Origin of the sequence: Nocardioides jiangxiensis, assembly GCF_030580915.1 — a bacterium.
In the GTDB taxonomy this organism is placed as follows: Bacteria; Actinomycetota; Actinomycetes; order Propionibacteriales; family Nocardioidaceae; genus Nocardioides; species Nocardioides jiangxiensis.
Genome location: NZ_JAUQTA010000001.1, coordinates 564,789 through 579,341, shown reverse-complemented (window position 1 = coordinate 579,341; position 14,553 = coordinate 564,789). Strand labels below are relative to the sequence as shown.

16 protein-coding genes are annotated in these 14,553 nt (G+C 70.3%); 9 read left to right on the top strand and 7 right to left on the bottom strand.

Going from position 1 to position 14,553, the window contains the following annotated elements; translation table 11 throughout:
* Window position 1 precedes the first annotated feature (1 nt).
* On the bottom strand, window positions 2-586 hold the full coding sequence (locus tag Q5722_RS02910) for a cob(I)yrinic acid a,c-diamide adenosyltransferase (RefSeq protein WP_305026715.1): 585 nt from the start codon (window positions 584-586) through the stop codon (window positions 2-4).
* Between the two features lie 42 nt (window positions 587-628).
* Between Q5722_RS02910 and Q5722_RS02905 the strand changes: the two genes are divergently transcribed.
* Window positions 629-1,015 (top strand): STAS domain-containing protein, encoded by a 387-nt coding sequence (locus Q5722_RS02905; RefSeq protein ID WP_305026714.1) that lies wholly within the window; start codon window positions 629-631, stop codon window positions 1,013-1,015.
* Between the two features lie 34 nt (window positions 1,016-1,049).
* Window positions 1,050-3,047: a protein meaA gene (locus tag Q5722_RS02900; protein ID WP_305026713.1), complete on the top strand. Its 1,998-nt coding sequence runs from the start codon at window positions 1,050-1,052 to the stop codon at window positions 3,045-3,047.
* Window positions 3,048-3,111: 64 nt separating this feature from the next.
* Here Q5722_RS02900 and Q5722_RS02895 read toward each other — a convergent pair whose 3' ends face one another.
* From Q5722_RS02895 to Q5722_RS02885, 3 genes are read right to left on the bottom strand one after another with little or no spacing between them, the layout of a single operon-like run.
* Window positions 3,112-4,626, bottom strand: a complete 1,515-nt coding sequence (locus Q5722_RS02895; RefSeq protein ID WP_305026712.1) for a tripartite tricarboxylate transporter permease — start codon at window positions 4,624-4,626, stop codon at window positions 3,112-3,114.
* Window positions 4,626-5,135 (bottom strand): tripartite tricarboxylate transporter TctB family protein, encoded by a 510-nt coding sequence (locus tag Q5722_RS02890; RefSeq protein WP_305026711.1) that lies wholly within the window; start codon window positions 5,133-5,135, stop codon window positions 4,626-4,628. Before Q5722_RS02890 ends, Q5722_RS02895 begins: the two co-directional genes overlap by 1 nt.
* Entirely contained in the window at window positions 5,135-6,106 is a 972-nt protein-coding gene (locus Q5722_RS02885) for a Bug family tripartite tricarboxylate transporter substrate binding protein (RefSeq protein ID WP_305026710.1), read from the bottom strand. The genes Q5722_RS02890 and Q5722_RS02885 overlap by 1 nt, the downstream gene beginning before the upstream one ends.
* Before the next feature lie 139 nt (window positions 6,107-6,245).
* Here Q5722_RS02885 and Q5722_RS02880 point away from each other — a divergent pair, with 139 nt between their 5' ends.
* The 4 genes from Q5722_RS02880 to Q5722_RS02865 all read left to right on the top strand — a co-directional run bounded on the left by Q5722_RS02880 (window position 6,246) and on the right by Q5722_RS02865 (window position 9,626).
* On the top strand, window positions 6,246-7,889 hold the full coding sequence (locus Q5722_RS02880) for a sensor histidine kinase (protein WP_305026709.1): 1,644 nt from the start codon (window positions 6,246-6,248) through the stop codon (window positions 7,887-7,889).
* Complete coding sequence (locus Q5722_RS02875; RefSeq protein WP_305026708.1) at window positions 7,886-8,572, top strand: response regulator; 687 nt, start codon at window positions 7,886-7,888, stop codon at window positions 8,570-8,572. The genes Q5722_RS02880 and Q5722_RS02875 overlap by 4 nt, the downstream gene beginning before the upstream one ends.
* Window positions 8,573-8,650: 78 nt before the next feature.
* Complete coding sequence (locus Q5722_RS02870) at window positions 8,651-9,010, top strand: hypothetical protein (RefSeq protein ID WP_305026707.1); 360 nt, start codon at window positions 8,651-8,653, stop codon at window positions 9,008-9,010.
* A 91-nt stretch (window positions 9,011-9,101) separates the two neighbouring features.
* Window positions 9,102-9,626 (top strand): ferritin, encoded by a 525-nt coding sequence (locus Q5722_RS02865; RefSeq protein WP_305026706.1) that lies wholly within the window; start codon window positions 9,102-9,104, stop codon window positions 9,624-9,626.
* A gap of 13 nt (window positions 9,627-9,639) precedes the next feature.
* Here the strand turns inward: Q5722_RS02865 and Q5722_RS02860 are convergent, their stop codons facing one another.
* Window positions 9,640-10,158: a DUF952 domain-containing protein gene (locus Q5722_RS02860; protein WP_305026705.1), complete on the bottom strand. Its 519-nt coding sequence runs from the start codon at window positions 10,156-10,158 to the stop codon at window positions 9,640-9,642.
* Window positions 10,158-10,856, bottom strand: coding sequence for an endonuclease NucS (gene nucS / locus Q5722_RS02855; protein ID WP_305026704.1), 699 nt, complete (start codon window positions 10,854-10,856; stop codon window positions 10,158-10,160). Before nucS ends, Q5722_RS02860 begins: the two co-directional genes overlap by 1 nt.
* A gap of 86 nt (window positions 10,857-10,942) precedes the next feature.
* Between nucS and Q5722_RS02850 the strand changes: the two genes are divergently transcribed.
* Window positions 10,943-11,620 carry a hypothetical protein gene (locus Q5722_RS02850; protein ID WP_305026703.1) on the top strand — a complete coding sequence of 226 codons (678 nt, stop codon included), beginning with the start codon at window positions 10,943-10,945 and terminating at the stop codon, window positions 11,618-11,620.
* A gap of 58 nt (window positions 11,621-11,678) precedes the next feature.
* Window positions 11,679-12,761 carry a 3-hydroxyacyl-CoA dehydrogenase family protein gene (locus tag Q5722_RS02845; protein ID WP_305026702.1) on the top strand — a complete coding sequence of 361 codons (1,083 nt, stop codon included), beginning with the start codon at window positions 11,679-11,681 and terminating at the stop codon, window positions 12,759-12,761.
* 78 nt (window positions 12,762-12,839) lie between these two features.
* On the opposite strand, the gene Q5722_RS02840 is transcribed toward Q5722_RS02845, so the two are convergent.
* Complete coding sequence (locus Q5722_RS02840; RefSeq protein ID WP_305026701.1) at window positions 12,840-13,574, bottom strand: MBL fold metallo-hydrolase; 735 nt, start codon at window positions 13,572-13,574, stop codon at window positions 12,840-12,842.
* 198 nt (window positions 13,575-13,772) lie between these two features.
* On the opposite strand from Q5722_RS02840, the gene Q5722_RS02835 reads away from it, so the two are divergent.
* Window positions 13,773-14,546, top strand: a complete 774-nt coding sequence (locus tag Q5722_RS02835; protein ID WP_305026700.1) for an alpha/beta fold hydrolase — start codon at window positions 13,773-13,775, stop codon at window positions 14,544-14,546.
* Window positions 14,547-14,553: the final 7 nt, after the last annotated feature.

Below are 14,553 nucleotides of genomic sequence, written 5' to 3'. Positions count from 1 at the left end.
CTCAGCGCTCGCCGCCCGGCACCCAGAGCACGTCGCCCTGCGCCTTGTTGGCGTGGCGGGCGAAGATGAAGAGCAGGTCGCTCAGCCGGTTCAGGTACTTGACCGCCAGCACGTTCATGGTCGCGCCGTGCTCGGCGTACGCCGCCCAGGCGCTCCGCTCCGCACGGCGTACGACGGTGCGCGCGACGTGCAGGTGGGCCGCCGCGACCGTGCCGCCGTTGAGGATGAACGAGCGGAGCGTCTCCAGCTCCTCGTTGTACTGGTCGCACCAGGCCTCGAGCCGGTCGATGTAGTCCTGCTCGACCCGCAGCTGCGGGTAGGGCGGGTTCTCGACGACCGGCGTACCGAGGTCGGCGCCGACGTCGAAGAGGTCGTTCTGGACGTGGACGAGGATCTTCGCGATGGCCGGGTCCAGGTCGCCGTCGGTACCCGCGTGGGCCAGCGCGACGCCGATCGACGCATTGGCCTCGTCCACGTCGGCGTAGGCGTGCAACCGGAGGTCGTTCTTCGACGTCTCACTCATGTCGGCGAGCCGCGTCGTGCCGGCATCGCCGGTGCGCGTGTAGATGCGGGTGAGGTTGACCATGCCGGTGAGCCTACTTACTGGAAGACGGGGTACGGGTGCAGCATGGTGGCGGAGGCGAGGTACGAGATGGGCGAGGTCGGCGACGAGGTTCTGGAGCTCTCGGGCTCACTCGACGCGCGCTCCACGCCCGAGATCCGCACGGCGCTCCAGCGGCTGCTCGACGTACCCGGGCGGGTGGTGGTGCTCGACCTCGGCGCGGTGACATCGGCGGACGTGGTCGCGCTGCGGGTGATCGCCGCCGCGAGCCGGCTCTCGGCCCTGCGCGGGGGACGGGTCGTGCTCCGTGGTGTGCCGGACACGGTGCGGCGGCTGCTGACGGTGTCGCGGCTGGCGCGCCTCGTCGAGATCGAGCGGGTGCCGGGAGCGTTCCGGATCCCGCAGCCGCGCGGCGATGGCGATGTCGCCAGTGCCACACGCGAGACCACGTGACCGCCTCCACAGATTCCGCATAGGCTCCGCTCTTATGAGCCAGAAGGACAAGCCCTGGGTGATGCGGACCTACGCCGGTCACTCGACCGCCGCCGCGTCGAACGCGCTGTACCGCACGAACCTCGCGAAGGGTCAGACCGGTCTCTCGGTTGCCTTCGACCTGCCCACGCAGACGGGCTACGACCCGGACTCGCCGCTGTCGCGTGGTGAGGTCGGCAAGGTCGGCGTCCCGGTCATGCACATGGGCGAGATGCGTCGTCTCTTCCAGGACATCCCGCTGACGGAGATGAACACCTCCATGACGATCAACGCGACGGCCATGTGGCTGCTCGCGATGTACCAGGTCGCCGCGGAGGAGCAGAACCCCGACATGGAGCCGGCGGAGGTCGCCAAGCTCCTCGCGGGCACCACGCAGAACGACATCATCAAGGAGTACCTGTCGCGCGGCACGTATGTGTTCCCGCCGCAGCACTCCCTGCGCCTGATCAGCGACATGATCGCCTACACGGTCAACAACATCCCCAAGTGGAACCCGATCAACATCTGCAGCTACCACCTGCAGGAGGCCGGCGCGACGCCGGTGCAGGAGATCGCCTACGCCCTGACCACCGCGATCGCCGTGCTCGACGCGGTCAAGGCCGCGGGCCAGGTCTCCGACGAGGACTTCGAGAAGACCGTCGGCCGCATCTCCTTCTTCGTCAACGCGGGTGTCCGCTTCATCGAGGAGACCTGCAAGATGCGGGCCTTCACCCAGATGTGGGACGAGATCACCCGTGACCGCTACGGCGTGACCGACCCGAAGATGCGCCGCTTCCGCTACGGCGTCCAGGTCAACTCGCTCGGCCTGACCGAGGCCCAGCCGGAGAACAACGTCCAGCGCATCGTGCTCGAGATGCTGGGTGTCTCCCTCTCGAAGAACGCCCGCGCCCGTGCCATCCAGCTCCCCGCGTGGAACGAGGCCCTCGGCCTGCCGCGCCCGTGGGACCAGCAGTGGTCGCTGCGCCTCCAGCAGGTCCTCGCCTTCGAGTCCGACCTGCTCGAGTACGGCGACATCTTCGACGGCTCCGTCGTCATCGAGGCGAAGGTCAACGAGCTCATCGAGGGCGCGAAGGCCGAGATGGACCGCGTGCAGGCGATGGGCGGCGCGATCCCCGCCGTCGAGTCGGGCTACATGAAGTCCGCGCTCGTCTCCTCGCACGCAGCGCGTCGCGCGAAGATCGAGGCCGGCGAGGAGATCATCGTCGGCGTCAACAAGTTCGAGACCACCGAGCCGTCGCCGCTGACCGCCAACCTCGACGAGGCGATCATGACCGCCGACCCGAAGGCGGAGGAGGCGGCCATCGCGTCGCTGGAGGCCTGGAAGGCCCAGCGCGACGAGAAGGCCGTCGCCGAGGCGCTCGCCAACCTTGCCGCCACGGCCAAGACCGACGAGAACCTCATGCAGGCCACGCTGGCTGCTGCTCGCGCCGGTGCGACCACCGGTGAGTGGGCCGGCACCCTGCGCGAGGTCTTCGGCGAGTTCCGCGCCCCCACCGGTGTCTCCGGCGCCGTCGGTGTCCAGGAGGCCGGCGAGGCGCTCACCGCCGTCCGCAACCGCGTGAAGGAGACCGGTGACGAGCTCGGCGGTCGCCTGCGCTTCCTCGTCGGCAAGCCGGGCCTCGACGGTCACTCCAACGGCGCCGAGCAGGTCGCGGTCCGTGCGCGTGACGCCGGCTTCGAGGTCGTCTACCAGGGCATCCGCCTGACGCCCGAGCAGATCGTCGCGGCCGCGGTCGCGGAGGACGTCCACGTGGTCGGTCTCTCGATCCTCTCCGGCTCGCACATGGAGCTGGTCCCGGTCGTCCTCGAGGGCCTCAAGGCCGCCGGCGCCGGTGACATCCCGGTGATCGTCGGCGGCATCATCCCCGAGTCCGACGGCAAGAAGCTGGTCGAGCTCGGTGCCGCTGCCGTCTACACGCCGAAGGACTTCAGCCTGACCGAGATCATGGACGACGTGGTCACCGTGATCCGCAAGGCCAACGGCCTCGACTGATCCCAGCAGTACGCCGAACGGCCCCCGGGTTCTCCCCGGGGGCCGTTCGCGTTGCAGGAGACGCTCACCCGTGCGGCAGGTGCGCGTCCGGCGCGGGCTGGTCGTGGTTGCGCAGGACCTTGAACAGGGTCCAGCCGAGCAGCCCGGCCAGGAGCGTGTACGCACCGATGGAGAACGCCGTGCCCCAGAGCGTGGACCAGTCGCCGTTGCTGACCTGGAGCGCCTGCCGCAGCTTGCCCTCCGACACGGGGCCGAGGATGACGCCGATGATCGCCGGCACGACGGGGAGGCCGTAGCGCCGCATGGTGAAGCCGAGCAGTCCCAGGATCACCAGGATCAGGATGTCGGTCGGGTTGGCGTTGACGCTGTAGCTGCCCAGGATCGAGAAGAACAGGATGCCGGCGTACAGGTACGGGCGGGGCAGCTGCAGGAGCTTCGCCCAGACGGGTGCGAGCGGCAGGTTCAGGACCAGGAGCAGGAGGTTCGCGATGAGCAGGCTGGCCAGCAGTGCCCACACGATCGGCCCGCTGTTCTCGAACAGGAGCGGCCCGGGCTGGATGTTGTAGCGCTTGAACGCCTCCAGCATGACGGCAGCCGTCGCGGTGGTCGGGATGCCGAGCGACAGCAGCGTGACCATGGTGCCCGCAGCCGAGGCGTTGTTGGCGGCCTCAGGACCCGCGACACCTTCGATCGCGCCGTGGCCGAACTCCTCGGGGTGCTTGGTCAGCTTCTTCTCCGCCGCGTACGACAGGAAGGTCGGGATCTCGGCGCCACCAGCGGGGATCGCGCCGAACGGGAAGCCGAGCGCGGTGCCGCGCAGCCAGGCCGGCCACGAACGCTTCCAGTCCGACTTCGACATCCAGGCGCTGCCCGTCGGGATGATGTCCGGCGGGCTGTGCCGCAGGTGCGCAGCGATCCAGAGCGCCTCGCCGACCGCGAAGAGGGCCACGGCGATGACGACGGTGTCGATGCCGGTGGCGAGCGAGTCGACGCCGAACGTGAGGCGCTGCTGACCCGTCACGCTGTCGATGCCGATCAGGCCGATCATCAGGCCGAGCGCGAGCGACGCGATGCCACGGATCGGGGATCCGCCGAGAACGGTCGAGACCGCGAAGAAGGACAGCAGCGTGATAGCGAAGTAGTCCTGCGACTTCAGGCCGGCGGCGAAGTGCGCGACGACGGGCGCGGTGAAGATGAGCAGCAGCGTCGCGATCGTGCCGGCGACGAACGAGCCGATGGCGGCGGTCGCCAGCGCCTGGGAGGCGCGGCCGGCCTTCGCCATCAGGTTGCCCTCGACGGCGGTCATCACCGACGAGCTCTCACCGGGCGCGTTGAGCAGGATCGAGGTCGTCGAGCCGCCGTACATCCCGCCGTAGTAGATGCCGGCGAAGAGGATCAGCGCGCCCGATGCGTCGAGCGAGTAGGTCAGTGGCAGCAGCAGGGCCAGCGCCATGGCCGGCCCGATGCCCGGCAGGACGCCGACGAAGGTGCCGAGGGTGACGCCGATCAGTGCCCACAGGAGGTTGGCGGGGGTGGCTGCGGCGGCGAAGCCGTCGAGCAGCTGGCTGAAGGAGTCCATCAGAAGATCCCTCCCGGGAGGTACAGGCCGAGGGCCTGTGTGAAGAGCAGGTAGGCGAGCCACGGCACGACGAGGCTGACGGCGACGTCGAGCCACAGCCTGTGGCCACCGAGCAGGCGGATGATCCCGAAGAAGAGGATGCTGCCCGCGAACGGGAGACCGATGTGCGGGATCAGCTGGCCGCAGCCGGCGATCAGCACGGCGAGCGCAGCGAGGGTCTTCCAGTCGGTGCCGTGGCTCAGGTCGACGTCCTCGCCCTCCTCCTGGTAGCCGTGGCCACCGCGGAGCAGGTCGACGAGGAGCAGGGCGGCGGTGGCGAGCAGCAGGCCACCGATGAAGTACGGCGCGACGCGCGGGCCCAGGGTCCGGGCCGACGCCATCGACTCGCTGATCGACTGGGTCTCGACGAGCACCAGGACGCCGAGGCCGGCCAGCAGGCCGACCACTCCGTACTCGGAGCGGCCGGCCCGCTTGCCCTGGGCCTCTGCGGCCTCAGGAGAGGCAGACATCAGACGAGACCCAGCTCGTCGAGCAGGTCCTCGACCTGCTGGTTCTGCTCGTCGATGTAGTCACCGAAGTCCTTGCCGGTGAGGTAGGAGTCGGTCCACCCGCTCTCCTCCTCGGCGTCCTTCCAGGCCTTGGTGTCGTGCAGCTCGTCGGTCATCTCGATGAGACGGGTGACCTCGGCCTTGGGGATCGACGGAGGAGCGACGAGGCCGCGCCAGTTGATGAACTCGAGGTCGACGCCCTGCTCCTTGAGGGTCGGAGCCTTGAAGCCGGGGACGCGGTCGCCGCTCGTGACCGCGAGGACCTTGAGCTGGCCGCCCTCGATCTGGTCCTTGTACTCGCCGACGCCGGAGAACCCGGCCTTGACCTCACCGCTGAGGAGGCCGTTGAGCAGCGGGCCGCCGCCGTCGTACACGACGTAGTTGACGTCCTTGGGCTCGATGCCGAGCGCCTCGGCCGTGAGGTGCGCGGCGAGGTGGTCCGGGCCGCCGGGCGAGGAGCCGCCGCCGACGGGGAAGTCGCCCGGGCTCTTGGCCCAGGCCGCCTTGAGCTCTGCGACGGTGTCGTAGGGCGAGTCGGCCGGAACGACGATGGTGTCGGGCTCGCTGATCAGGCGCGCGATCGGCGTGGTGTCGGCGAGCGTCTTGTCCGACTTCTGCGTGAAGGTGGCGCCGACGACGCCCAGGCCCATGAGCATCAGCTCGCCGGTCTTGCCCTTCTGGGAGACGAGCTTCGCCAGGCCGGTCGTGCCGCCGGCACCCTCGAGGTTGTAGACCTCGACGTCGTTGTTGATCTTCTCGTCCTCGATGATCTTGGCCGCGACCCGAGCGGTGGTGTCGTAACCGCCGCCGGGGGAGTTGGGGACCATGATCCGGACGGCTGTGTTGCCGCCCCCACCGCAGGCGGTGAGGCCCAGGATGGCGACGGTCGTGACGGCGGCGCTGGCCACCTTGGTGAGCTTCTGCTTCGACATGGGATGTCTCCTTTCGCTCCGCCAGAGTGGTGCTCGTCACACAGCGCTGTCGTCGTTGTGGTCGTCGAGATCGTTTCGGTCTTTGTGGTCATGCGTCATCCGTCGCAGCGCGTGTCGTCCATGTTGCAGACTCGCACCTGTGACCCGCCTCTCACTCGCGCGCCTGTCGCTCGCGCGTCAGCTGCTGCTGCTGCAGATGCTGATGGTCGTGCTGGTGGTCGGCGTCGTCGGGTGGGTCTCCACGGTCCAGGCGGACCAGTCGTTCCGCCGCCACGAGACCCGGCGGCTGCTGGCCACCGCCGAGGCGACTGCCACCGAGGGCGTCGTGCGTGGCGCGCTCGTCCTCGACGACCCCGCGACCGAGGCGGACGAGAGCGCGCGGTTGCGCGAGAGTCTCCCGGAGCGGCTCGAGAGGGTCCGTGCGGCTGCCGGCGCGTCGTACATCATGCTGGTGGCCGTCGACGACGACGTGCTCACCGCGCTCCCGCCGCTGGGCAAGGGGGACCCGCTCGACCTCGCCGCCGCCACGCGGCGCGGCGCGGGCTGGACGGGGACCACCGAGCGGTTCGGCCAGAAGTCGGTCGAAGCGCAGGTGGCGGTCTTCGCGGACGGCAGCTTCGAGCAGCTCGGGATCGCGCCGGGTGACGTCATCGGCTACCTGACGATCGGCCGCAACTACCCCTCGAGGCTCGAGGTGCTGCGCGCGGCGATCCCGAACGCACTGCTCTACTTCGCGATCGCCGGCGCGATCGGTGTGGGCGGCTCGTTGCTGATCGCGCGACGCGTCAAGCGGCAGACGCTCGGCCTCGAGCCGGGCGAGATCACCGCGCTGGTGGAGCAGCGGGAGGCGATGTTGCACGGCGTCCGGGAGGGGGTGCTCGGCGTCGACGGGACGGGGCGCGTCGCCTTCGCCAACGACGAGGCCGTCGCCCTGCTCGAGCTGCCCGGCCCGTCCCGCGGGCGACGCGTCGACGAGCTCGAGGTCGGTCCGGAGGTCCGTGCAGCGCTGCGCGGCGAGGCAGCGGGCCGCGATGTCGTCGTCGCCGTGGGCGGACGCCTGCTCGTGCTCAACACCCAGCCCGTACGGATCCGGGCGCGCCGGACCGGCTGGGTCACGACCATGCGCGACCGCACCGAGCTGCTCGCGCTGGAGCAGGAGCTCGCGGCGGCCCAGGCGGGCACCGACACGCTGCGCGCGCAGGTGCACGAGTTCCGCAACCGGCTGCATGCGATCGCGGGCATGGCGGAGCTCGGGCGCATGGACCGCGTCAGCGAGTTCGTCCACGCGGTGATGAGCGATCTCGACGGGCGCGTCGGTCAGGTCTCGGCACAGGTCGACGACCCGGCCGTCGCCTCGCTGCTCGTGGCCAAGGCGAGCCGGGCCGACGAGCTGGGCATCGACTTCCTGCTCACGCCGGAGAGCCACCTCGGTGTGCACGACGCCGCGCTGTCGGCCGACCTCGTCACGGTCGTGGGCAACCTGGTCGACAACGCCTTCGACGCCGTCAGCCCCGGAGGGCGGGTCCAGGTCGAGCTCGCCGAGTCGGCGGGAAGGATCGTGGTCGAGGTCGCCGACACGGGCGGCGGCATCGCTGCGGAGGACCTCGCCCGGGTCTTCGAGCTCGGGTGGACGACCAAGCACGGGAGCGATGCGGCGCTGCACGGGTTCGGGCTCGCCCTGACCCGGATGGCGTGCCGTCGCCACGGCGGGTCGGTGACGGTCGGGCAGCGCGAAGGCGCGGTGCTCCGGGCGGAGCTGTACACGGACGAGGCGGCACGATGAGCGACGTACGGGTCCTGGTCGTCGACGACGACTTCATGGTGGCCCGGCTGCACGCCGAGCTCGTCGGGTCGCTGGCCGGCTTCGTGGTGGCCGGTGTCGCCCAGACCGGACGCGATGCCCTCGACGCGGCGTCGCGCCTGCACCCGGACATCGTGCTGCTCGACGTCTACCTCCCCGACCTGTCGGGGGTGCAGGTGCTGGAGGAGCTGCGCGCCGGTGGTGCGCCCCAGGCCGACGTCGTGATGATCACCGCCGCCCGGGACACCGAGACCGTCAGCAGGGCGCTCCGGCTCGGTGCGGTCCACTACCTCGTCAAGCCGTTCGCCCTGGCCGACCTCTCCGATCGCCTGCGCCAGGTGGCTGCTGCCCGGCAGCAGCTCGCGAGCGACGCGACCCTGGCCCAGGCGGAGATCGACCGGGTCTTCGGAGCGGTGCGCACGCCGACCCCGCTGCGTGGCCTCCCCAAGGGACTGTCCGAGCCGACGATGCGATTGGTCGTGGCCACCCTGCGCTCCCAGGACGCTGCCGAGTCCGCCACCGAGCTGGCGGACCGCGCCGGGCTCTCGCGGGTCAGTGCCCGCCGCTACCTCGAGCACCTCGTCGGCATGGGCTGGGTCGAGGTCACGCTCAAGTACGGCGCCGCGGGCCGCCCGGAGCGGCTCTACGCCTGGGTGCGCGACTGACCCGGGGGAGCGGCGCGTGACTGTGAAGCACGCCACGATTCAGGTGAGGCTTGCCTAAGTCGGTGTTACCGTTCCTGCATGGCCAAGAAGCGCACGAAGCAGACGCACAAGGAGCTCAGGCAGCTCCGTGCGGAGCTGAAGCGCGTCCGCCGGGAGCTCGCCGAGCTGCGGTCGGAGCTGGGTGCCGTAACAGGCGCCGGCACGAGCGTCGTACCGCTGGAGAAGGGGCCGGGCCCCGTCGAGGTCGAGACCGTCTGCGCGCCGAAGTCGCTGCTGCCCAAGACCGAGTGCTGCGGGAGCAAGGAGCGCTGTACGCGCTGCCCCATCCTCATGCTCAAGCAGGGCACGCTGCCCGAGGGCATGACGGTCAAGCACCGCAAGCTCGTCGGTGCCGACGGCAAGAAGGTCTCCAAGAAGGCCCTGCGCCGCGTCGCCTGACGCCGCAGGGAAGGCAGGCCTGCCTTCGTTGCATGTCCCCGGCAAGTCGCTAGGTTTGCCGGACCACGTCGTACCCCCGAGGAGCACCAGCATGGCCGCCCAGCGCTTCGTCGAGCAGCTCAACGCCCAGATCGGCAACGAGCTCGCCGCGCACAACCAGTACCTCGCCTGCGCCATCTGGTACGACGCCCAGACGATGCCGCAGATGGCCGCGTTCTTCTACGCGCAGGCGCTCGAGGAGCGCGAGCACGCGATGATGATGGTGCAGTACCTGCTCGACGCCGACGCCGAGGTGACCATCCCCGCGCTGCCCGGCACGACCTCGGACTTCGCCGACATCGTGGCCCCGCTGGCGCTCGCCCTGGACCAGGAGAAGCGCGTCACGGCCCAGATCAACGAGCTCACGCGGATCGCGCGTGAGGAGGTCGACTTCGCCTCGGAGCAGTTCATGGGCTGGTTCATCAAGGAGCAGGTCGAGGAGCAGGCCACCATCGGCGCCCTGCTCACGATCGCCGAGCGCAACCGCGACTCCGTCCACAACCTCGAGGACTTCGTCGCGCGCGAGCAGGGCGGCGAGGGCGCCGACCCGACCGCGCCGCGCGCCGCCGGCGCCTGACCCTGGCGCAGTCCTAGCCGAGGCGGCGGTAGACGCCGATCGCCACGAGGGTGCCGACCACGATCGTCGCGCCCATGGCGGCGAGGGCGACGCCGTTACCTGCCGCCGGGGCCACCAGTGCGTGGACGACCAGGGCAGCGAGCATGACCAGCACCGCGGCGATCATGCGCACGAGCACGTCGCCGACGAACGCCCGGAAGAACGACCCGGTGGGCGGGTCCGTCACGACGAGCGGACGCTCCTCGACGACGGCCGACGGGTTCAGCGGACCATAGATGTGGGGGTAGGTGTCGTCGCCGACCGGGTCCTCACGCCAGGGGGAGGTGAGCCTGTCGGTGTCGATCACGAGCAGGACGAGCGGTTCGCGCACGTCCTTGTAGACCAGGTCGCGGATGCCCTCCCACTGGTCCTCGCGGGAGCAGTGGATGAAGCCCTCCTGCTCGAGCGTGCGGTCGCGCGTCGACCACGCGTAGGCGCCGGCGACCTTGGCCGCCCGCCAGCGCGCACGCTCGGCGATATGGAAGACCTGCATCAGAAGAGCCGGTCGGTGGGGTCGTCGAGGCCACGGAGCGCGTTGTAGTCGACGACCGCGCACTGGATGCCACGGTCCTCCGCGAGGACGCGCGCCTGCGGCTTGATCTCCTGTGCCGCGAAGATGCCGCGGACACCGCCCTTGGCGGTCAGCAGGGGATCGCGGTTGAGGAGCTCGAGGTAGCGGGTGAGCTGCTCGACGCCGTCGATCTCGCCGCGGCGCTTGATCTCGACGGCCACGGACTGGCCGCCCGCGTCGCGGCACATCAGGTCGACCGGCCCGATCGCGGTGGGGTACTCCCGGCGTACCAAAGTGAGGCCGTCGGCCAGTGTCGAGGGGTGCTCGGCGAGGAGCTCCTGCAGGTGCTTCTCGACGCCGTCCTTCTGCAGGCCGGGGTCGATGCCGAGGTCGTGGGAGGAGTCGTGGTGGATCTCCTCGAGAAGGATCCGGAGGGTGTCGGGCTGGCCCTTGGACGGGGCCCTGGAAGTCACCACCCACTCGATCTGGCCGTCGTCCGTGGCGCCTTCGCGGACCGAGCAGGGCGGGCTCATCCAGTTGAGCGGCTTGTAGGAGCCGCCGTCGCTGTGCACCAGCACCGATCCGTCGGACTTCAGCATCAGCACACGGGTGGCCATCGGCAGGTGGGCCGACAGGCGCCCTGCGTAGTCGACCTGGCAGCGGGCTACGACGATCCTCACGGGCGGTGAATCTACCCGAGGCGGGCTCGCCGTCCGCCCGCTGACCCGTCCGCCCGGATTGCCGGATTTCCAATCACCATGGGTCCATGAAGCTCCGGGCCACCTACGCCAACGTCGCCGCCACGGCGGCACTCGTCCTCTCGCTGAGCGGCACCGCCTACGCCGCCATCGTCGTCACGTCCGCCAACATCAAGGACGGCACGATCCAGTCCGTCGACGTCGCCGACGGTGCCTTGCTTGGTCGCGATGTCCGCGATGGGACGATCACGCGATCCGACATCAGCGACCTGACGGAAGCGGCGTTGAGGGGACAGGTGGGCCCTGCCGGGCCGGAAGGCCCGACGGGACCAGCGGGCCCGACGGGGCCGGCAGGTCCGATCGGGCCGGAAGGACCGACCGGCCCGGAAGGGCCCACGGGCCTGACCGGACCGCGAGGCTTCACGGGTGCGACGGGTCCTGCGGGGCCCCAGGGTGCTCCGGGAACGAACGGTGTCAGCGGCTGGGAGGTCATCCGGCAGCCCTATGCAGGGAGCGTGAGCGACTTCAACAAGGAAGTGATCATGTACTGCCCCGCTGGGAAGAAGCCGCTCTCCGGGGGCTACGACATGTCGACGGGCTCGCGCGTGGTGACCGTGGATCAGAACCACTACTACAGCCTGGGTGGTGAGGGGTGGATCGTCTCCGCCCGGTTGACCAACCTCAACGGCAACGCCACCGCGGACTACAACTTCGCTGGATGGGTCGTCTGCGCGGCCGTGCAGTGACCGACCACGCACCGGAAGCCGCCTCGCGCCGCACACGGAGCGTGGCAGGATCGCGCGCATGACCGACCTGACCAACGAGCAGATCGCCGACGCGCTGATCCTGCCGTACCTCAACCACGCCATCCGCATGTTCGAGTCCGGCTACGCCTCGGCCGTCGACATCGACAACGGCATGATCTACGGCTGCGGCTACCCGAAGGGCCCGATGACGGTCGCGCAGGAGCGCGGCATCTTCACCCCGGCCGCGGGCTCGTCCGACGCCGGCGCCCCCGAGTTCAAGATCGAGATCAACAAGGTCGGCGTCGTCGGCACCGGCACGATGGCCTCCGGCATGATCCAGGTCTTCGCCCAGGCCGGCTACGACGTCGTCTACGTCGGCCGCGGCCAGGACAAGCTCGACGGCGTCGTCTCCTTCATCGACAAGGGCCTCTCCAAGCTCGTCGAGAAGGGCCGCCTGACCGAGGACGCGAAGTCCGACGTGCTGGGCCGCCTGTCGGGCTCGACCGAGCGTGAGGCCCTGGCCGACGTCGACATCGTCGTCGAGGCCATCGCCGAGGACCTCGCGATCAAGACGGAGCTCTACAAGGACCTCGACCGGATCTGCAAGCCGGGCGCGATCCTGGCGACGACGACCTCGTCGATGCCGATCACCAAGCTGGGCGAGGCCACGAGCCGCCCCGAGTCGGTCATCGGCATGCACTTCTTCAACCCGGCCACGATCCTCAAGCTCGTCGAGGTCGTCACGACCGAGGCCACCTCCGCTGACGTCGCCGAGACCGTGCTGGCGCTCTGCGCGAACATCAAGAAGGTCGCGGTCTCCTGTGGTGACCGTTCGGGCTTCATCGTCAACTGCCTGCTCTTCCCGTACCTCAACGACGCGGTCAAGCTGCTCGAGTCGGGCCAGGCCACGATGGAGGAGATCGACGCCGCGATCAAGGAGCAGACCGGCTTCCCGATGGGTCCGTTCGCGCTGCTCGACCTGGTCGGCAACGACGTCTCGCTCGCCATCGAGAAGGAGCTCTTCGAGACCTTCGGCGCCGAGGCCCCGGAGTTCGAGCCGGCCGCGACCCTGGTCGCCAAGGTCGAGGCGGGCGAGCTCGGCCGCAAGACCAAGAAGGGCTTCTACGACTACTCGGCCTGAGCCAGTCGCAGTCCCGCGCCACGGCGTCGGTCCCTCACGGGGCCGGCGCCGTGTGCCATTTCCGCAGGGCGCACGGCGTCAGCCGCGGGCGGTCTCCACGGCCTCGCGGATCGGCCCGCGCCACAGGGGGCCGTGGCCGGGCAGCACCGCGTCCGCGTCGAGTGCGGTCAGCGCGTCGAGGCCCTGGCCCACCCGGTCCGGCGCGTGGCTGAAGAAGCCCGGCAGCAGGTGGGGTCGGCGTACGCCGGTGACGGGGTGTCCGGTGACCAGTGCGTCACCGGTGGCGACCGCACCCGCCCCCGGGAAGTGGTACGCCGTGTGGCCGCTCGTGTGCCCCGGCGTCGGAACGGCGACCGGCCGGCCGGGGAGGTCGAGGGGAGTGCCGGGAACGAGGGAGGTGACCTCGGAGACCGCGACGTCGCGGGTCGCTCCGACGGCGAGGATGCGCAGCGACCAGAGCAGGACGCGCGGGTTCCAGGCGCGGAGCAGCACGTCCTTCTCGGTGGCCTGCTGGAGGAATTCCCGCTTCGCGTGCGGCACCTCGTCGGCGCCCGTGAAGACGGGTGCGGTCAGGCCGCTCCACCCGATGCCACCGATGTGGTCGACGTGGGCGTGGGTGACCAGCACGGCGGCGACGTCGTCGAGCGACCTGCCGATGTGGGCCAGCGACTCACGCACGCGGCAGGCGTCGCCCGGATAGCCGGCGTCGACGAGCGTGACCTGCCCGTCCTCCTCCGCGAGGATCCAGTTGACCAGTCCTGTCGACGCGAGGTGCACGCCGTCGGCGACCTGCGTGACGGTGAGGCGGGGCATGGGGGTGACGCTACTACGGCAGGGCTCCCGGGTCGGGACCTGCTGCGCGGTGCCCTGCGGGCGCCCGGACTGCGTTGTGGTCAGTCGGCGACGCTCCGCATCGCCTCCCTCCTCCGCCTTGCCGGGCACTCCGCAAGCCACCGCTCGCCACGGCCCCGACCCGGGAGCCGCGCCGCGTCAGGTGGGAGACTGCAGCCCGTGCCACTCCACACGACCTCCTACGGCGATTCCGGCAGCCGGGTCGTCTTCTGCCACGGGCTCTTCGGGCAGGGACGCAACTGGACCCAGCATGCGCGGGCGCTCGCGGAGCGCCACCGCGTGCTGCTCGTCGACATGCCCAACCACGGGCGCTCGCCGTGGAGTGACCGCATGGACTACCTCTGGATGGCCGACCAGGTCGCCGAGCTGCTGGACCCGTCCGACCCGGTCGCGCTGGTGGGCCACTCGATGGGGGCGAAGGCCGCCATGGTGCTGACGCTGCGGCGTCCCGAGCTGGTCGAGCGGCTGATGGTTGTGGACATGGCGCCGGTCGCGTACGGCAACGGCTCGGGCTTCCGCGGCTACATCGACGCGATGCTCGCCCTGGACCTGCCCTCCGACGCCTCCCGGGAGCAGGCCGACGCGGCGCTGCGCGACGCCGTACCCGACACGGGGGTGCGGTCCTTCCTCCTGCAGAACCTGCGGCGTACGCCGGAGGGCTGGAGCTGGCAGCCCAACCTCGAGCTCCTCCGCGAGGAGCTCGGCACCATCTCCGGCTGGCCCGCCGAGGAGCTCGCCGGCCTTCCGCCGTACGACGGACCGGTGCTGTGGGTCGGTGGGGCCGACTCCGGCTACGTGAAGGACGAGTACGCGCCGGCGATGGAGGCGCTCTTCCCGCGCGTGCGCAAGGTGATGATCAAGGGCGCGGGACACTGGGTGCACTCCGAGCAGCCCCAGGTCTTCCGCGAGGTGCTCACGCGCTTCGTCGGCTGACCGCCGA

Excerpts from the sequence above, each read along its gene's own strand:
- Q5722_RS02910 (WP_305026715.1), bottom strand. The coding sequence starts at position 586 with ATGGTCAACCTCACCCGCATCTACACGCGCACCGGCGATGCCGGCACG.
- Q5722_RS02905 (WP_305026714.1), top strand. The coding sequence starts at position 629 with ATGGTGGCGGAGGCGAGGTACGAGATGGGCGAGGTCGGCGACGAGGTT.
- Q5722_RS02900 (WP_305026713.1), top strand. The coding sequence starts at position 1,050 with ATGAGCCAGAAGGACAAGCCCTGGGTGATGCGGACCTACGCCGGTCAC.
- Q5722_RS02895 (WP_305026712.1), bottom strand. The coding sequence starts at position 4,626 with ATGGACTCCTTCAGCCAGCTGCTCGACGGCTTCGCCGCCGCAGCCACC.
- Q5722_RS02890 (WP_305026711.1), bottom strand. The coding sequence starts at position 5,135 with ATGTCTGCCTCTCCTGAGGCCGCAGAGGCCCAGGGCAAGCGGGCCGGC.
- Q5722_RS02885 (WP_305026710.1), bottom strand. The coding sequence starts at position 6,106 with ATGTCGAAGCAGAAGCTCACCAAGGTGGCCAGCGCCGCCGTCACGACC.
- Q5722_RS02875 (WP_305026708.1), top strand. The coding sequence starts at position 7,886 with ATGAGCGACGTACGGGTCCTGGTCGTCGACGACGACTTCATGGTGGCC.
- Q5722_RS02870 (WP_305026707.1), top strand. The coding sequence starts at position 8,651 with ATGGCCAAGAAGCGCACGAAGCAGACGCACAAGGAGCTCAGGCAGCTC.
- Q5722_RS02865 (WP_305026706.1), top strand. The coding sequence starts at position 9,102 with ATGGCCGCCCAGCGCTTCGTCGAGCAGCTCAACGCCCAGATCGGCAAC.
- Q5722_RS02860 (WP_305026705.1), bottom strand. The coding sequence starts at position 10,158 with ATGCAGGTCTTCCATATCGCCGAGCGTGCGCGCTGGCGGGCGGCCAAG.
- Q5722_RS02850 (WP_305026703.1), top strand. The coding sequence starts at position 10,943 with ATGAAGCTCCGGGCCACCTACGCCAACGTCGCCGCCACGGCGGCACTC.
- Q5722_RS02845 (WP_305026702.1), top strand. The coding sequence starts at position 11,679 with ATGACCGACCTGACCAACGAGCAGATCGCCGACGCGCTGATCCTGCCG.
- Q5722_RS02840 (WP_305026701.1), bottom strand. The coding sequence starts at position 13,574 with ATGCCCCGCCTCACCGTCACGCAGGTCGCCGACGGCGTGCACCTCGCG.